The following is a 14754-nucleotide window of genomic DNA, read 5'->3' as shown; positions in this document are numbered from 1 at the left end:
CTGTTCGTCTCGTCACTGAGGTGGGGTTTGTCGGCCCGTCGATAGTGCATGCCGGCGCCCTCGTGGCCGAGGATCGAGGCGATGAGATCGCGCGGCTGGGCACAGTGGGCACTGTTGGTCGCGCTGACGGCGGTGGTGACGGGCGGGATGGCCCTGCTCGCCGTGCCGTCTCCCGGCCTCTTCGCCGGACTTGTCGTCGCCACCGTGCTCGCGCTCGTCGGCTGGGCGCCGCAGCAGGTGGCGCCGTCGGCCACCACCGCCGCTCAGGCGGTTATCGGAGTGGTCATCGGCGTTCTCGCCCAGCCCTCCACGCTCACCCAGCTCGCGGCGGACTGGCTGCCGGTGCTGCTGGTGAGCGTGGCCACGCTCGGCGTCAGCATGGCGGCAGGCCTGCTCCTCGGACTGCGCCCGGGTGTCACCCCCCTGACCGGGATGCTCGCGCTCACCGCGGGCGGGGCCTCCGGGCTCGTCGCGGTCAGCCGGGACCTCGGTGCCGACGACCGGGTCGTGGCCGTCGTGCAGTACCTGCGCGTCGGCCTGGTCACCGCGACCATGCCGATCGTGGCGGCGCTCGTGTTCGGCGCGTCCGGCTCGACCACCTCGGGCCCGGACACGGGCGGGCCGGCCTGGTACATCGACATCGGCTTCCTCGTGGTCTGCTCCGCCGTCGGGCTCACGCTGACCCACCTCGCCCGGGTGCCGGCGGGCGGCCTGCTGGGGCCGATGGCCGTCGCGATCGCGCTGAACCTCGCGGGCTGGTCCTTCGGCGCGACCCCGCCCACGCTGATCGTCGAGGTCGCCTACGCCGTGATCGGCTGGCAGGCAGGTGTGCGTTTCACCCGCGAGAGCCTGCGCATGGTGCTCGGGGTGCTGCCGCTCGCCACAGCGCTCATCGCCGCGGTGATCGTCGCGTGCGCCGGCCTCGGGCTGCTGCTCACGGGCCTGACCGGCGCCACCCCGCTGGAGACCTACCTCGCGACCACACCGGGCGGGATCTACGCGGTGCTGGCGACCGCTGTCTCGTCGGGCGCGAACGCCACCTTCGTCGTGGCGGTACAGGTGCTGCGGCTGGTCCTCATGCTGCTCGTGGCCCCGCTGCTGGCCCGACTGGTGGGCCGGCGCGGCCGCGCGCCGGAGCCCTGACCGCACGAGCGGCACACCCGTCCGAACTCGCTGGACGAACGTGCCGCTCATACGATCGGGTGGGCGCCATGACCGTCGAGCAAGCGTTCTGGCTGGCCCATGACGGGCTCGCTCAGCAGGCACCAGGGTCGGCCGCGACGACCCGTTCGTTGCTGCGGCTGGCCGGACCGCTGCCGGCCCGACCTCGCGCGGTGGACATCGGCTGTGGTGGTGGCCAGGCGAGCGTCCTTCTCGCCGCGGAGGCGGGCGCCGAGGTGGTGGCCGTCGACACGCACGAGCCGTTTCTGGAGCAGGCGCGAGCAGCCGCCGTCGCAGCCGGTGTCGGCGGCCGGGTGCGCACCGTGGCCGCGCGGATGCAGGATCTGCCGCTCCCCGCCGGCTCCGTGGACCTGATCTGGGCCGAGGGCTCGGTCTACCTCATGGGGTTCGACGAGGCACTCGCGGCGTGGCGAGACCTGCTGGCCCCGGGCGGCACGCTGGTGCTCACCGAATGCGAGTGGACCACCCCCGAGCCCGCCTCGGGTGCCCGCGCGTTCTGGGACGCGGCATACCCGGCCATGCGCACCACCGACGGCAACGTCCGCGCAGCGCTCGCGGCAGGCTGGACCGTCGCCGCGACCTATCTGCTCCCCGACTCCGACTGGGCGGCCTACTACGACCCCCTCGCCGCACGCATCGAGACACTGCGGGCCGACGGGATCGACGGAGCGGCCCTGGACGAGGTGGCGCACGAGATCGAGATCCGTCGTGCGTACGGCGGCGACTACGGCTACACGGGCTACGTCCTGCGCCCCCGGCCCTGACCGGCCGGAAATGTCGGCCCGAAATGTCAGGTCTCCCCGCTACCGTCCGCCCCATGACGACCACTACCGGAATCGCCACGCTGGGCGCCATCGCCCTCGACTGCCGCGAGCCCAAGGCCCTCGCCGAGTTCTACAGCGCGCTCTCCGGCGCGCCCGTCGTGCGTTCGGATGACGACTGGGTGCAGCTCGCCGACCAGGGTGGCGTCGCGCTGGCCTTCCAGCTGGCTCCCGGTCACGTGCCGCCGCAGTGGCCGAGCGAGGAGCAGCCGCAGCAGATCCACCTCGACTTCGACGTGCCCGACCTCGACGCCGCGGAGGCGCAGGTGCTCGCGATCGGTGCCCGCAAGCACGAGCACCAGCCCGGCACCACCTTCCGGGTCTACCTCGATCCGGCGGGCCACCCGTTCTGCCTCTGTCTGGCCTCACCCGCCGACTAGCCGGGCAGGAGGCGCACGTCACTCTCCCTGGTCGGCGGGAGCAGCAGGTGTGTGGGATCTCCGAACCCCGGGTAGGCCCGTTCCAGCAGTCGATGCCGAGGGAGCTCCCTGGGCATCCGAGGAACGGAGGCTCCACATGGGTACCGACGACAAGATCAACAACAAGGCCGAGGAGCTCAAGGGCAAGGCCAAGGAGAAGGTCGGCCACGCCACGGGCGACGAGGAACTCGAGGCCGAGGGCCACGCCGACCAGACCAAGGGCAACCTCAAGCAGGCCGGCGAGAAGATCAAGGACGTCTTCCGCAGCTGAGTCTGTCGCTCCGCTCATCGCGGATAGGGCCCGGTCGCTCCCGGAGCGGCCGGGCCCTCGCGCCCGTCGGCCCGCCCACCCTCGTTCAAGATCGGCAGTTCGGACCCGGTAGCCGTGTCATCCGCGGCTGCAGGGCCAGAAACGATGATCATGGCGCTCTCTCCGGCTTGACACGTCCGAGTAGTCCTGCGCGCACGGAGTGTGGGCTCAGCGGGCCTCGGGAAACTCCGGACTGCAGGTGAGGCCGCGGGCATCCGCGGCATCCGACGAGAACGGAGAATGAGGAATGGGCGACAAGGTCCGCAACAAGGCCAAGAAGCTCAGGGGCAAGGCCAAGGAGAAGGTCGGCCAGGCCACCGGCAATCAGCAGCTCGAGGCCGAAGGGCACGCCGACCAGGCGAAGGGCGACCTGAGGCAGGTCGGCGAGAAGATGAAGGACGTCTACCGCCGCAGCTGAGCCCGTGCTGCCTCACCGATACCGGGCCCGGTCGCTCGCAGGAGCGGCCGGGCCCGTGGCCGTCAGGAGGGTGCTCGGCGCCTACCGGGGCCGGGGCGGCCGGGCCACGGCGAGGCGCTCCCGGGCCCGGTCCTTGCCGGTCGGGTCGCCGCCGTCGAGCAGTTCCAGCGCGTCGTCCACGGCCGCACGCAGCATTCCGCACTCCGCGGCGCGCTCGGCGAGCTGCGTGTGCATCGTCCACAGGTCGACGAACACCGTGACCTTGGACCGCAGCACCCACGGGTCGAACGGCTTCGTGATGTAGTCCACGGCGCCCGCCTGGTACCCGCGGAACGCCAGATGCGGGTCGTAGTCCACCGCCGTGAGGAACAGGATCGGGATGTGTCGCGTGCGCTCGCGCTGCTTGACGTGACCCGCGGTCTCGAAGCCGTCCATGCCGGGCATGTGGGCGTCGAGCAGGATCACCGCGTAGTCCTCCACAAGCAGCCGCTTGAGGGCGTCCTCGCCGCTGGTGACCGACACGATCTCGATCGGCAGCCCTTCGAGGATCGCCTGCAGCGCCAGCAGGTTGTCGCGGCGGTCGTCCACAGCCAGCACCCTGGCCGCCTGCCTCCCGGTCATACGGACGGCTCCCCTGCACGTGCGGACACCGATCTCGGCCGCACCCACTCGGCCATCAGCGAGAGCAGCGCGTCGAGATCCACCGGTTTGGTGACGTACTCGGTGGCGCCTGCCGCCAGGCTGGACTCCCGGTCTCCGGGCATGGCCTTCGCGGTGAGGAACACGACGGGCAGGTCCCGCCCCTGCGGCAGGGTCCGGATCCGCCGGGTCGTCTCGTTGCCGTCGATGTCGGGCATCATTGCGTCCATCAGGACCACGTCCACCTCGGGGTGCTGGGTGAGCAGCCGGATCCCGTCGCTGCCGTTGTCGGCGTAGAGCACCGTCAGCCCGTGCAGCTCGAGCGCGCTGGTCAAGGCGAACACGTTACGCACGTCGTCGTCCACGATGAGCACGTTGACGCCGGCGAGCTCGGGCGTGGGCCGTCCGCCCACCGGGCCGTCGCCCGATGAAGGCCGCAGGATCGGCTGCCCCGCGGAGGCAGGACGTTCCAGCGCGGGCATGTCCGGCACACGCCGGGGCATCATCCGGGCGGCCGCCGCCGTGACGGGGGGGAGCTCGTCGGGCAGCAGCAGGGTGAACACCGATCCCTCCTCGACCTCGGAGGTCACCTCGATGCGGCCGCCGAGCATGCGGGCCAGCTCCTTGGAGATCGAGAGCCCGAGCCCCGTGCCCCCGTACTTCCGGCTGGTCGTGCCGTCGGCCTGCTGGAACGCCTCGAAGATCATGTCGAGCTTTGCGTTCGGGATGCCGATCCCGGTGTCCCGGACGGAGAACGCGATGACCGTGCGCGCCGAGTCGAGCGTCGGCACCCCGTGCAGCGTCCCCGGCGGTGCTACGCCGATCGACAACTCGACGAACCCGGAGTCGGTGAACTTGATGGCGTTCGCGAGGAGGTTCCGCAGGATCTGCTGGAGCCGCTGGGCGTCGCTGATGATCGTCTCGGGAAGGTCGGGATCGATCGAGACGCGCAGCTCCAGGCTCTTCTCCTCGGCATGCGGACGGAACGCCTGCTCCACGTAGCTGCGGATCTGGACGAGGTCCACCGGGGCCGGGTCGACGTCGACGCGCCCCGCCTCGATCTTCGAGAGGTCGAGGATGTCGTCGATCAGCCGCAGAAGATCCGACCCGGCGCTGTGGATGGTGCTGGCGAACTCGATCTGCTTGTCGGTGAGGTTGTTGTTCGGGTTGTCGGCGAGCAGGCGCGAGAGCAGGAGCAGGGAGTTGAGCGGCGTGCGCAGCTCGTGGCTCATGTTCGCGAGGAACTCGGACTTGTACTGGCTGGCGAGCGCGAGCTGCTGCGCCTTCTCCTCGACGCCCCGGCGGGCCGCGTCGATCTCCATGTTCTTGATCTCGACGTTGCGGTTCTGCTCGGAGAGCTCCTCGGCCTTCTCCTCCAGCTCGGAGTTGGCCCGTTGCAGCTCCGCGGACTGGTCCTGCAGCTCCATCGCCAGGCCCTGGGACTGGGCCAGCAGCTCCTCGGTGCGCCGGTTGGCCCGGATCGTGGTGATCGCGACGCCGATCGTCGCGACGAGACGTTCGAGGAACGTCAGATGCAGCGGCGAGAACGGTGACACCGAGCCCAGCTCGATCACGCCGAGGCACTCGCCCTCGAACTGGACGGGAAGCACCACCACGGCCCGTGGCGCGGCGGAGCCCACCCCGGAGCGGATCGGCAGATAGCCCTCCGGCACGTCCTCGACACGCACGACCTTGCGGGTGGCCGCCGCCTGCCCGACGAGGCCCTCCCCCGTTCCGAACGACAGGGGCGGGTCGCCCGGATTCATCGCGTACCCACCGCTCATCACCCAGCGCGCGTCCCGGGAGCCGCTCACCGGCTCCGCCGCCAGGAAGAACGCCCCGACCTGGGCGTTCACCAGCGGGGCGACCTCGTTCATGATCATGCGGCAGACCTCGCCGAGGTCGCGCTGGCCCTGCAGCAACCCGCCGATGCGCACGAGGGTGGAGTCCAGCCAGCCCTGCTCGGCGTTCTGCCGCGTGGTCTCGCGCAGGTTGGCGATCATCTGGTTGATCGTGTCCTTGAGGTCGGCGATCTCACCGCGAGCCGCCACCGCGATCTGCTGGGTGAGGTCGCCGTGGGCCACCGCCGTGGAGACCGCCGAGATCGCCCGCAGCTGCGTGGTGAGCGTGGATGCGAGTTGGTTGACGTTCTCGGTCAGGTCGCGCCAGGTGCCGGACACGCCCCGGACCTGGGCCTGGCCGCCGAGCATGCCCTCGCTGCCCACCTCACGGGCCACCCGCGTGACCTCATCAGCGAACGACGACAGCTGATCCACCATCGTGTTCACCGTCGACTTCAGCTCCAGGATCTCGCCCCGAGCATCCACCGTGATCTTCTGGCTCAGGTCGCCCCGCGCGACCGCGGTGGTCACCTGCGCGATGTTGCGCACCTGGTCGGTCAGGTTCCCCGCCAGCTGATTCACGTTCTCCGTCAGGTCCCGCCACGTCCCCGCGACACCCTTGACCTCAGCCTGCCCGCCCAGCTTCCCCTCGGTGCCCACCTCACGGGCCACCCGCGTGACCTCATCAGCGAACGACGACAGCTGATCCACCATCGTGTTCACCGTCGACTTCAGCTCCAGGATCTCGCCCCGAGCATCCACCGTGATCTTCTGCGTCAGGTCACCACCGGCCACCGCCGTGGTCACCTGCGCAATGTTGCGCACCTGGTCGGTCAGGTTCCCCGCCAGCTGATTCACGTTCTCCGTCAGGTCCCGCCACGTCCCCGCGACACCCTTGACCTCAGCCTGCCCGCCCAGCTTCCCCTCGGTGCCCACCTCACGGGCCACCCGCGTGACCTCATCAGCGAACGACGACAGCTGATCCACCATCGTGTTCACCGTCGACTTCAGCTCCAGGATCTCGCCCCGAGCATCGACCGTGATCTTCTGCGTCAGGTCACCACCGGCCACCGCCGTGGTCACCTGCGCAATGTTGCGCACCTGGCTGGTCAGGTTCGAGGCCATGGAGTTCACGTTGTCGGTGAGATCGCGCCAGGTGCCGGCGACGCCCTCCACCTCGGCCTGGCCGCCGAGCATGCCCTCGGTGCCCACCTCGCGGGCCACGCGCGTGACCTCGTCGGCGAAGCTCGACAGCTGATCCACCATCGTGTTGACCGTGGACTTCAGCTCGAGGATCTCGCCCCGCGCGTCCACCGTGATCTTCTGGCTCAGGTCGCCCCGCGCGACGGCGGTGGTCACCTGCGCGATGTTGCGCACCTGCGCGGTGAGGTTGCCCGCCAGCTGGTTCACGTTCTCGGTGAGATCCCGCCAGGTGCCCGAGACGTTGGGCACCGCGGCCTGCCCGCCCAGCTTGCCCTCGGTGCCCACCTCGCGGGCCACGCGCGTGACCTCGTCGGCGAAGCTCGACAGCTGATCCACCATCGTGTTGACCGTGGACTTCAGCTCGAGGATCTCGCCCCGCGCGTCCACGCTGATCTTCTGCGACAGGTCTCCCGTGGCGACGGCCGTGGCCACCTGGGCGATGCCGCGCACCTGGTCGGTGAGGTTCGCGGCCATCAGGTTGACCGCGTCGGTGAGGTTCTTCCACGTGCCGGCCACGTTGGGCACGACGGCCTGGCCGCCGAGCCGGCCGTCGGTGCCCACCTCACGGGCCACCCGCGTGACCTCGTCGGCGAACAGGCGCAGGGTGGCCGTCAGCGCGTTGATCGTGTCGGCGAGCTCGGCGACCTCGCCGCGGGCGTTCACGGTGATCGTGCGCGACAGGTCGCCCTGCGCGATCGCGGTGGCCGCCGACGAGATCGAGCGCACCTGGTTGGTCAGGTTGCTCGCCATGGTGTTGACCGAGTCGGTCAGCGCGCGCCACGTGCCGGCGACGCCCCGGACGTCGGCCTGGCCACCGAGCCTGCCGTCGGTGCCGACCTCCCGGGCGACGCGGGTGACCTCGTCGGCGAAGCTCGAGAGCTGGTCGACCATCGTGTTGACCGTGCGGCCGATCCGCCGGAACTCACCGCGCAGCGGGCGGCCCTCGATCTCGAGCGCCATGTGCTGCGAGAGGTCGCCCTCGGCGACGGCCTCGATCACGCGCGCGATCTCGGCGGTGGGCGCGGCCAGGTCGTCGATCAGTGCGTTGACCGCCTGCACCCCGGTGGCCCAGGCCCCGTCGTAGGACTCCTCGTTGAGCCGGTCGGACATCCGGCCCTCGCGGCCGACCACCCGGCTGATCCGGAGCAGGTCGCGGTTGCGCCGCTCCTGGAGCGCGACCATCTCGTTGAACTCGTCGACGACCTCTCCCGCGGGCCCCTGCCGCCGCGGCAATCGGACCTCGAAGCGACCGAGCCGCACCTTGCGCAGGGCCTCGGCCAGCTCCGCCAACAAGGCGGTGTCGCCGACCGCGGCGGGCTCCCCGGGAACCGGGGAGCTCTGGGGCCGTGTGGTGGTCATGCCCGCCGTCCTCCCATGCTCGGACAGCGGCCGGACACGGGCGCACCACGGCACCGGCGCGGCCGCCGCAGCACCTGACCTTAGTGGATCCCATGGTGACCGATCCCGTTGCAGTCGGTCCGGCTTTCATCGATCTGGTGGCGCTCCGGACGGCGGCGCGAGCGCGTCCGCAGCCGACAGTGCACACTGCGTCCGTGCCCGTTCAGCTCGAGCGGCGGACCAGGCTGCCGCCGGATGCCCGATCGGCCGGACGAGCGCGCCGAATGCTCCAGGAGGCACTGCGCGATCTCGACCCCGCCACCAGCGGCGATGGCGGCACCGGGGCCGACGGTGCCGACCTGGTCGACACCGTCGTGCTGCTCGCCAGTGAGCTGTGCGAGAACGCCGTCCTGCACGCCGGCACCGAGTTCGAGGTGGCCCTCACCGTCACCGACGACGAGGTCACCGTGGCCGTGACCGACCGGGGCGCGGGCCCGCTCGAACTGCACCTCGCCCAGCCACGGCAACGCTACGGCCGCGCGGCCAGCCACGGCCGCGGCCTCGCACTCGTGCAGCGCCTCGCCACGACGTGGGGCACCCGCCACGAGTCCGACGGGCGCCACATCACGTGGTTCTCCCTCAGCCGGGGCCGGACCACGGCCGCACCCGCCGCACCGGCCGCACCGCCGGACACCGAGCGCGTGTGGACCAGCGCCGAGCAGGCCCGCTGGCTGCTGCACGTTCCCTCGGCCCTCGGTGACCGGCTGGAACCGGTGGAGCTGGTGGCCGAGCTGGTCCGGAGGCTGCGCGAGCTCCTCGGCGCCGAGTCGGTGGAGGTGGAGGTCGACGAGGGCGACGGCACCGGCTCGCGGGAGATCGCCCGGGACGGCGCCGCGACGAGCGGGGGCGTCGCCGTCGAGGTGCGCCTGCCCATGACGGCACCGCTGCGCGGCGTCCTGCGGGTGGTGCACCGGTCGTCCCGGCACACCGCGAGCATCGATGCCGACAGGACCCGCGATCTCACCGAGCTCGTCGCCACGCGCATCGCGATGGCCGTCGAGTCCAACTGGCTGCGCGGTGTGGACCAGCGCAGGCGCTCGTGGATGACCTACCTCGCGGAGACCAGCGAGCTGCTCGGCCAGTCCCTGGACGTCGACCTGGCGGTCGCGGTGGTCCCCCAAGTCGTCGTTCCCCGGCTCGGCCGGTGGTGCGCCGTCCACCTCGTCGAGCCCTCCGGACGCCTGCGGCTCGCCGCGCTCACCCACGCCGACGAGACCAAGCTCTCCGAGCTGCGCGGGGTGCTCGATCCTGACGGCTCCCCCGGCCTGCCCCCCGAGCTGCGGGCCCGGTTCACCGAGCTGGCCCGCGACGGCTCCGCCCCGGTGCGCTTCGCGGTGCCGACCGACGGGATCGCGGTGCCGCTGCGCGCTCGCGGCCGCACGATCGGCACGCTCCTCGTCGGACGCCCCGACGGGCGCCCGCACAGCCCCGAGGACATCGTGATGGCAGGCGACATCGCCCGCCGCGCCGCGCTGACGATCCACAACGCACAGAGCACCGGCGCCCACGTCGCCGTCTCGCAGGCCCTCCAGCAGGCACTGCTCCCCCGCGCGCTGCCGGTGGTGCCCGGCGTCGACTTCGCGGCCGAGTACCTCCCGGCGAGCACGGGCAGCGACGTCGGCGGCGACTTCTACGACGTGCTCACCGTCGACCCGTCGCACTGGCTGGTCTCGATCGGTGACGTCTGCGGGAAGGGTGCCCGCGCCGCTGCGCGCACCGGTCTCGTCCGGGACGTTCTGCGGGTCCTCGTGCGGGACGACCGGCCGCTGCCGCGGGCCATCGAGATGCTCAACCAGGTCATGATCGAGGCCGGTGACCCCCTGCAGTTCTGCACCCTCGCCGCCGCGATGATCAGCAGGCGCCGACCGGCCGGGATGGATCCGTCGGGCCGCAGCACGCATGCCGGGCTCGACGTCGAGCTCGTGCTCGCCGGGCACGTGCAACCCGTGCTCCTGCGCGCCGACGGCACCGCTGAGCTCATCGGGCAGTTCGGCACGGCCGTCGGGCTGCTGCCCTCCGTGCGCCTGACGTGCACGCCGCACCGTCTCGGACCGGGCGACACACTCCTCGTCTACACCGACGGGGTCACCGAGCGCCGTCGCGGCCGCGAGCAGTTCGGCGCGGAGCGGCTGCTCGACGTGGCCACCGGTGCGGCCGGGCGGCCCGCGCGACAGGTCGTCGCGGCGGTACGGGAGGCGGTCGAACGCTTCTCCGCCGACCCGCTCGACGACGACGTGGCGCTCCTGGCGGTGCGCGCCGTACCCGCACGCTGACCCGGCCGGAGGAATCGGACCTCGGGGATCGACCGCTCGCAGGTACCGTCGGTGGTCGCGATCGCTCATCCTGGTTGGTGATCGCCGATCACGGACGAACGGGGGCGGAGCACTGGACAGGGGGGATGGCCGGCGAACCGTGCTCCGGGAGCTGCGTTCGTGGCCGACGCTGCTGCTCGTGCTGTTCTGCCTCGGTGTCGGCATCCCCACCGCGGTCGCGCTCACCCCGGCTCAGGATCTCGAGGTGTTCGGCCAGCACATCGAGGTCGGGGCCCGGCCGCCGCAGCTGTCCGTCGCCGGTCCCGCCCGGCTCGTTCAGGTGGGAAACACCGCACTCGACGTCGACCGGTTGCGTGTCTACGGGCCCCTGCGCCCGCAGCTGACCATGGGCCCGGTGCAGCGCAACGCGGCCGCTGCCGCCGTGTTCGACCCCGGCGCGGCCCCCAAGGCGGGCGAGGCCGCGATCTCGACCGTCACCAAGGGCTTCGTCACCTGGTACGTGTTCGGCGGGCTCGGGCTGGTCGCCTTCACGCTCACGGCCGCGGCCGGGGCAGCCGGTGTGCGCACCCTCGTGGTGCTCCGCCGCCAGAGCCGTGAGACGGGGGGCCACGCGCCGCTTCCCGAGATCGTCGCGTACTGCCTGCGGGCGGCGCGGCGGATGACCGCGATCGCGGTCGTCGCCTCCGTCGTGGCGTGGGGTGTGTCGGGGGTGCTCGCCTACGGCGGCGCCGTGCAGGGGCTGCGCGGGGTGTCCTCGCTCGCTCAGCTCGTCGGCGCGTACCACCTGAGCCCGGATCCGGTCGGGCCGCCGGTCGGCGGGTTCGAGGGCGCGGTGATCGGCGACTCGCGGGCCGTCCGGGTCGGCGGCCCGTCGCTACCCGGCGGCACAGCGGACGACACCGCCTGTGAGCGCAGCACCGATTCGCTCGCCGCCGAGATCGGCCATCTCACCTCGGCGAACGTGCTCAACCTCGCCTGTCCGAGCGCCACCGTCACCACCGGTCTGCGCGGTCCGCAGCAGCGCGGCGACCGGCTGGTCCCCGCCCAGATCGGTGTGCTCAAACAGGTGCGGGACCTGCGGTTCGTCGTGGTGGCGATCGGCCCGAACGACGTCGGTTGGACCGACTTCCTGCGCTACTGCTACGGCGTGGCGGACTGCTCCGACCAGCTCACCCAGGGCGAGTTCGACTATCGGATGGCGGCGTTCGACCGGGTCTACGGCGACCTGCTCATCGACCTCAACGACCTGCCCGGCCGCCCCCAGATCATCGTGATGACCTCCTACGGCGCATTCCCGCCCGACGCCGACTGCTCCGACACGCGCGCCGAGGGCTACCCAGGGCTCGACGCAGGCAAGATCGGCCTGCTCACCGACCGCAACGAGCAGCTCAACGCGGTGCTGGAGACCGGGGCGCAGAAGTACGGCTTCGCGGTGGCCCGCCCCGAGCTCGGGCTGCTGTGCGAGGACGGTGTCGATGGTCTGGGGCCCGACCTGCAGGGAATGGCCGACCCCTTCCCGTTCCATCCCACCGGGGTCGGTTCGCTGCGGATGGCCTCGTCGGTGGTGCGGCTCATCGCGCCGACGCCCACGCGCTGACCACGCTCAGCCCACTCCCGGGGTGACGGCGAGCGCCCGTGCCTCCCGCAGCGTCCGGCGGCGCACCCCGACCGCAACGCCGACCACGACCAGCGACAGGAACGGGCTGGGGAACCCGAGCGCCGTGCCCACGGCGATGTCGGCGGCGGGCGCCAGCACGGCGCCCGCGAAGATCCAGGGCGCCGCAGTGGGGAGGCGCACCGGACGACCGGTGCGGCGATCGCGGGACCAGCGGGTCTTCCCACCCGGTTTCACCACCGACAGCCACGCCTGGAACGCAATGGCCGAGGCCATCGCCACGGTGCCCAGGAGCAGGCCCGCCGACGGACCCGCGGCCAAGGCGTCGCCTGCCGCGTCGAGCGCCCGCGAGAGCAGGAAGACGCCGGCGTAGAGCTGCACGAGCGTTATCGCGAACTTGGCGAGGACCCAGCGATGGTGGGTCAGGCCCCACTGCGTGCCGAGCCCCAGCATGATCCCCGTCGCCGCCGACGCGTTCCCGAGCGGGGCGAGCAGCGCGACGTCGAGGTAGCGCGCCATCGCCGTCGCCCCGGCCGCCGTCGCCGGATCGCGGGCCGTCACGGCGAGGTAGAGCAGCGCGAAGAGCACCAGCGCCAGCGTCATCCAGCCCGCCGAGGTCAGGACGTGCAGCCAGACCGTCATCTGCCGCCAGCGACGGGAGTTGCTCGCCATGGCCGCGATCATCGAGGACCGCGGCACAGGAGGGCTCCGGAGGAACCCCGGAATCATCCCCCGGTTTTCCCAGTGACCAGCTGGATCAGCGAGCGTCGGCGCTCACGGCGGCCAGCGCGTCGACGATGCCTGCGCCGTAGTGCCCGTTGAACTCCGCATCGCCGGCGCATTGGGCGTCGAAGTCCGGCGTCCGCCCTTCCCGGGTGTAGGACACGACCGGCGCCGGGCACGACCTGGGCGCGGCCGTATCCACGAGCACCCGCTCCACCTCGTCGGGGGGCATCGTCAGGTTCCCGGGGTGTTGCGGGTCGGGGGTGCCGAACTCGCTCACCACCAGTGCCGCCACGCCCGCCACGTACGGCGCGGCCATCGATGTGCCCTGCAGGGGGACGTAGTAGCCGCAGCCACGCGACCCGCAGAAACTCTCCACGCCGTTGGCCGTGCCGAGCGCCGTGACCGCGCCCTTCGCGTCGACCGCCCCGCTCGCCTCCAGAAGGCTGCGCGGATAGGTGGAGAGCACGAGGTTGTCCGCACGCCGGAAGCTCGGCGTCCCGAACCCGTCCTGGAACCAGCCACCGGGCGCGGCCACGGAGACCTGCTCGAGCCCGTAGTTCGAGTAGTCGGCCTTGATGCCCGACGGCCCCACCGCCGACACCCCGATGACGTGCGGACCCTCGGCCGGAAGGAGCAGGCACGTGCCGTTGTCGATCTTCCTCGGGTAGGCGCCACCGGCCGGGCTGTTGGGGCTGGTCGGGTCGGAACCCGGGCTGCCGAGGTCCACGTGCCCGTTGCCGAGCGAGCCGACCAGCGTGACGCCCTTGGCGTGGGCGTACTCCAGCGCCCGGCTCACCGCCTCCACGGTGGTCCGCTGCGCGATACGGGCTTCGGGCGGATCGGCGGGGTTGTCGAGGCAGTTGTAGAGCCAGGGGTCGACGAAGAACGACATGTTGATCACGTCGAGCCCGATGTCGGCGCCGTAGGTCAGTGCGTCGATCACCGGCTGGAGGAACATCAGCCCCGAGTCCTGGCCGCCCCGGATGCTCACGAGGGTGACGCCCGGTGCGACACCCGAGATGCCCGACCCGTCGGCGGCGGCGGCCACGATTCCGGCCACGTGCGTGCCGTGGCCTGCGTCGTCGTGATCGGCGGGGTCGATGCAGTCGGCGAACTCGCACGGACCGTCCATCTCGGCGCCGGTCTCGTCGCGCGGGATGTCGGTGACGAAGTTGCGCGACAGCCGCGTGTCGACGTTCGCGGCGAGGTCGGGATGGGTGGCGTCGATGCCGCTGTCGAGAATTCCGACCTGCACCCGCCGGTCTCCGGCCTGCACCGCGCGCGCGGCATCGGCCTTGATCATCGCCAGTCCCCACAGCTGCGTGTCCAGTGGGTCGAGCCCCGCGGGCCCCTGGGTCGCAGCGGCCGTGACCGCCGGGGCGGCCGCAGGCGAGGACGCGGCCTGCGCGGTGTGCGCGGGCGGCGCCGCACCGACGACCCGCGCGCGGACCGCCCCGAACACGGCGTCGTCAGCGGTGACGGCCTCGACGAATCCCGTGGCCGGCGCCTGCACGACCAGCGCGCCGACCGCGGCGTTCTCGCGCAGCACCTGCCCTCCGGCGGCCTGCACCGCCGCGTCGGCTGCCGCGCGCACGCCGGCGTCACCGGTAGCGGTGAGCAGGACCGTGTACTCCGCGAACTCCATGCTCGCCGTGCTCGTGGGCGCCACGACCCTCGGCACCACCATCACGACCGGCGCAACCAGCGCGACGCCGACGAGCACGCCGATCAGGGCGAGTGCGCGGGGGTTCCTCACCACAGCCCTCCCGAGAGTGCCGCCCCGGGGACAGGACGAGTGCGGATGACCTTAGGGCATGGCGCCGCGCGGTCCCATGCCCCGACGGGACGCTGTTGGGCGAATGCCGAGGAACGCCCTTCTCATTCTCGATGGGCCCGGCACACTGACCGC

At 71.9% G+C, this 14754-nt stretch carries 11 protein-coding genes; 7 read left to right on the top strand and 4 right to left on the bottom strand.

Features of this window, described 5'->3' with window-relative positions; genetic code table 11:
- Positions 1-81 precede the first annotated feature (81 nt).
- From ABD743_RS26285 to ABD743_RS26265, 5 genes are all read left to right on the top strand, one after another.
- On the top strand, positions 82-1143 hold the full coding sequence (locus tag ABD743_RS26285) for an AbrB family transcriptional regulator (protein WP_344724893.1): 1062 nt from the start codon (positions 82-84) through the stop codon (positions 1141-1143).
- A gap of 68 nt (positions 1144-1211) precedes the next feature.
- Entirely contained in the window at positions 1212-1946 is a 735-nt protein-coding gene (locus ABD743_RS26280; RefSeq protein WP_344724892.1) for a class I SAM-dependent methyltransferase, read from the top strand.
- Between the two features lie 53 nt (positions 1947-1999).
- A complete protein-coding gene (locus tag ABD743_RS26275) occupies positions 2000-2383 on the top strand; it encodes a VOC family protein (RefSeq protein ID WP_344724891.1) in 384 nt (127 codons plus the stop codon).
- A 136-nt stretch (positions 2384-2519) separates the two neighbouring features.
- Entirely contained in the window at positions 2520-2693 is a 174-nt protein-coding gene (locus ABD743_RS26270; RefSeq protein WP_344724890.1) for a CsbD family protein, read from the top strand.
- 286 nt (positions 2694-2979) lie between these two features.
- A complete protein-coding gene (locus tag ABD743_RS26265) occupies positions 2980-3150 on the top strand; it encodes a CsbD family protein (protein WP_344724888.1) in 171 nt (56 codons plus the stop codon).
- 81 nt (positions 3151-3231) lie between these two features.
- Here ABD743_RS26265 and ABD743_RS26260 read toward each other — a convergent pair whose 3' ends face one another.
- Positions 3232-3771, bottom strand: a complete 540-nt coding sequence (locus tag ABD743_RS26260; RefSeq protein ID WP_344724887.1) for a response regulator — start codon at positions 3769-3771, stop codon at positions 3232-3234.
- The gene (locus ABD743_RS26255) at positions 3768-8192 is read right to left on the bottom strand and encodes a HAMP domain-containing protein (protein ID WP_344724886.1); all 4425 of its coding nucleotides are present in this window, start codon (positions 8190-8192) and stop codon (positions 3768-3770) included. The genes ABD743_RS26260 and ABD743_RS26255 overlap by 4 nt, the downstream gene beginning before the upstream one ends.
- Before the next feature lie 194 nt (positions 8193-8386).
- On the opposite strand from ABD743_RS26255, the gene ABD743_RS26250 reads away from it, so the two are divergent.
- Together ABD743_RS26250 and ABD743_RS26245 are read left to right on the top strand one after the other, a co-directional pair.
- On the top strand, positions 8387-10504 hold the full coding sequence (locus ABD743_RS26250; protein WP_344724885.1) for a SpoIIE family protein phosphatase: 2118 nt from the start codon (positions 8387-8389) through the stop codon (positions 10502-10504).
- Between the two features lie 139 nt (positions 10505-10643).
- Positions 10644-12101, top strand: coding sequence for an SGNH/GDSL hydrolase family protein (locus tag ABD743_RS26245; RefSeq protein WP_344724884.1), 1458 nt, complete (start codon positions 10644-10646; stop codon positions 12099-12101).
- A gap of 6 nt (positions 12102-12107) precedes the next feature.
- Here ABD743_RS26245 and ABD743_RS26240 read toward each other — a convergent pair whose 3' ends face one another.
- Together ABD743_RS26240 and ABD743_RS26235 are read right to left on the bottom strand one after the other, a co-directional pair.
- The gene (locus tag ABD743_RS26240) at positions 12108-12791 is read right to left on the bottom strand and encodes a hypothetical protein (protein WP_344724883.1); all 684 of its coding nucleotides are present in this window, start codon (positions 12789-12791) and stop codon (positions 12108-12110) included.
- 85 nt (positions 12792-12876) lie between these two features.
- Positions 12877-14601, bottom strand: a complete 1725-nt coding sequence (locus ABD743_RS26235; RefSeq protein ID WP_344724882.1) for a S8 family peptidase — start codon at positions 14599-14601, stop codon at positions 12877-12879.
- Between the last annotated feature and the right edge of the window lie 153 nt (positions 14602-14754).

Source organism: Pseudonocardia yunnanensis (assembly GCF_039534065.1).
In the GTDB taxonomy this organism is placed as follows: Bacteria; Actinomycetota; Actinomycetes; order Mycobacteriales; family Pseudonocardiaceae; genus Pseudonocardia; species Pseudonocardia yunnanensis.
Note: the sequence above shows the minus strand (reverse complement) of the source record. Positions and strands in the feature narration are given on the sequence as shown.

Coding starts and splice junctions, on each gene's coding strand:
- ABD743_RS26285 (WP_344724893.1), top strand. CDS start 82: ATGAGATCGCGCGGCTGGGCACAGTGGGCACTGTTGGTCGCGCTGACG.
- ABD743_RS26280 (WP_344724892.1), top strand. CDS start 1,212: ATGACCGTCGAGCAAGCGTTCTGGCTGGCCCATGACGGGCTCGCTCAG.
- ABD743_RS26275 (WP_344724891.1), top strand. CDS start 2,000: ATGACGACCACTACCGGAATCGCCACGCTGGGCGCCATCGCCCTCGAC.
- ABD743_RS26270 (WP_344724890.1), top strand. CDS start 2,520: ATGGGTACCGACGACAAGATCAACAACAAGGCCGAGGAGCTCAAGGGC.
- ABD743_RS26265 (WP_344724888.1), top strand. CDS start 2,980: ATGGGCGACAAGGTCCGCAACAAGGCCAAGAAGCTCAGGGGCAAGGCC.
- ABD743_RS26260 (WP_344724887.1), bottom strand. CDS start 3,771: ATGACCGGGAGGCAGGCGGCCAGGGTGCTGGCTGTGGACGACCGCCGC.
- ABD743_RS26255 (WP_344724886.1), bottom strand. CDS start 8,192: ATGACCACCACACGGCCCCAGAGCTCCCCGGTTCCCGGGGAGCCCGCC.
- ABD743_RS26240 (WP_344724883.1), bottom strand. CDS start 12,791: ATGGCGAGCAACTCCCGTCGCTGGCGGCAGATGACGGTCTGGCTGCAC.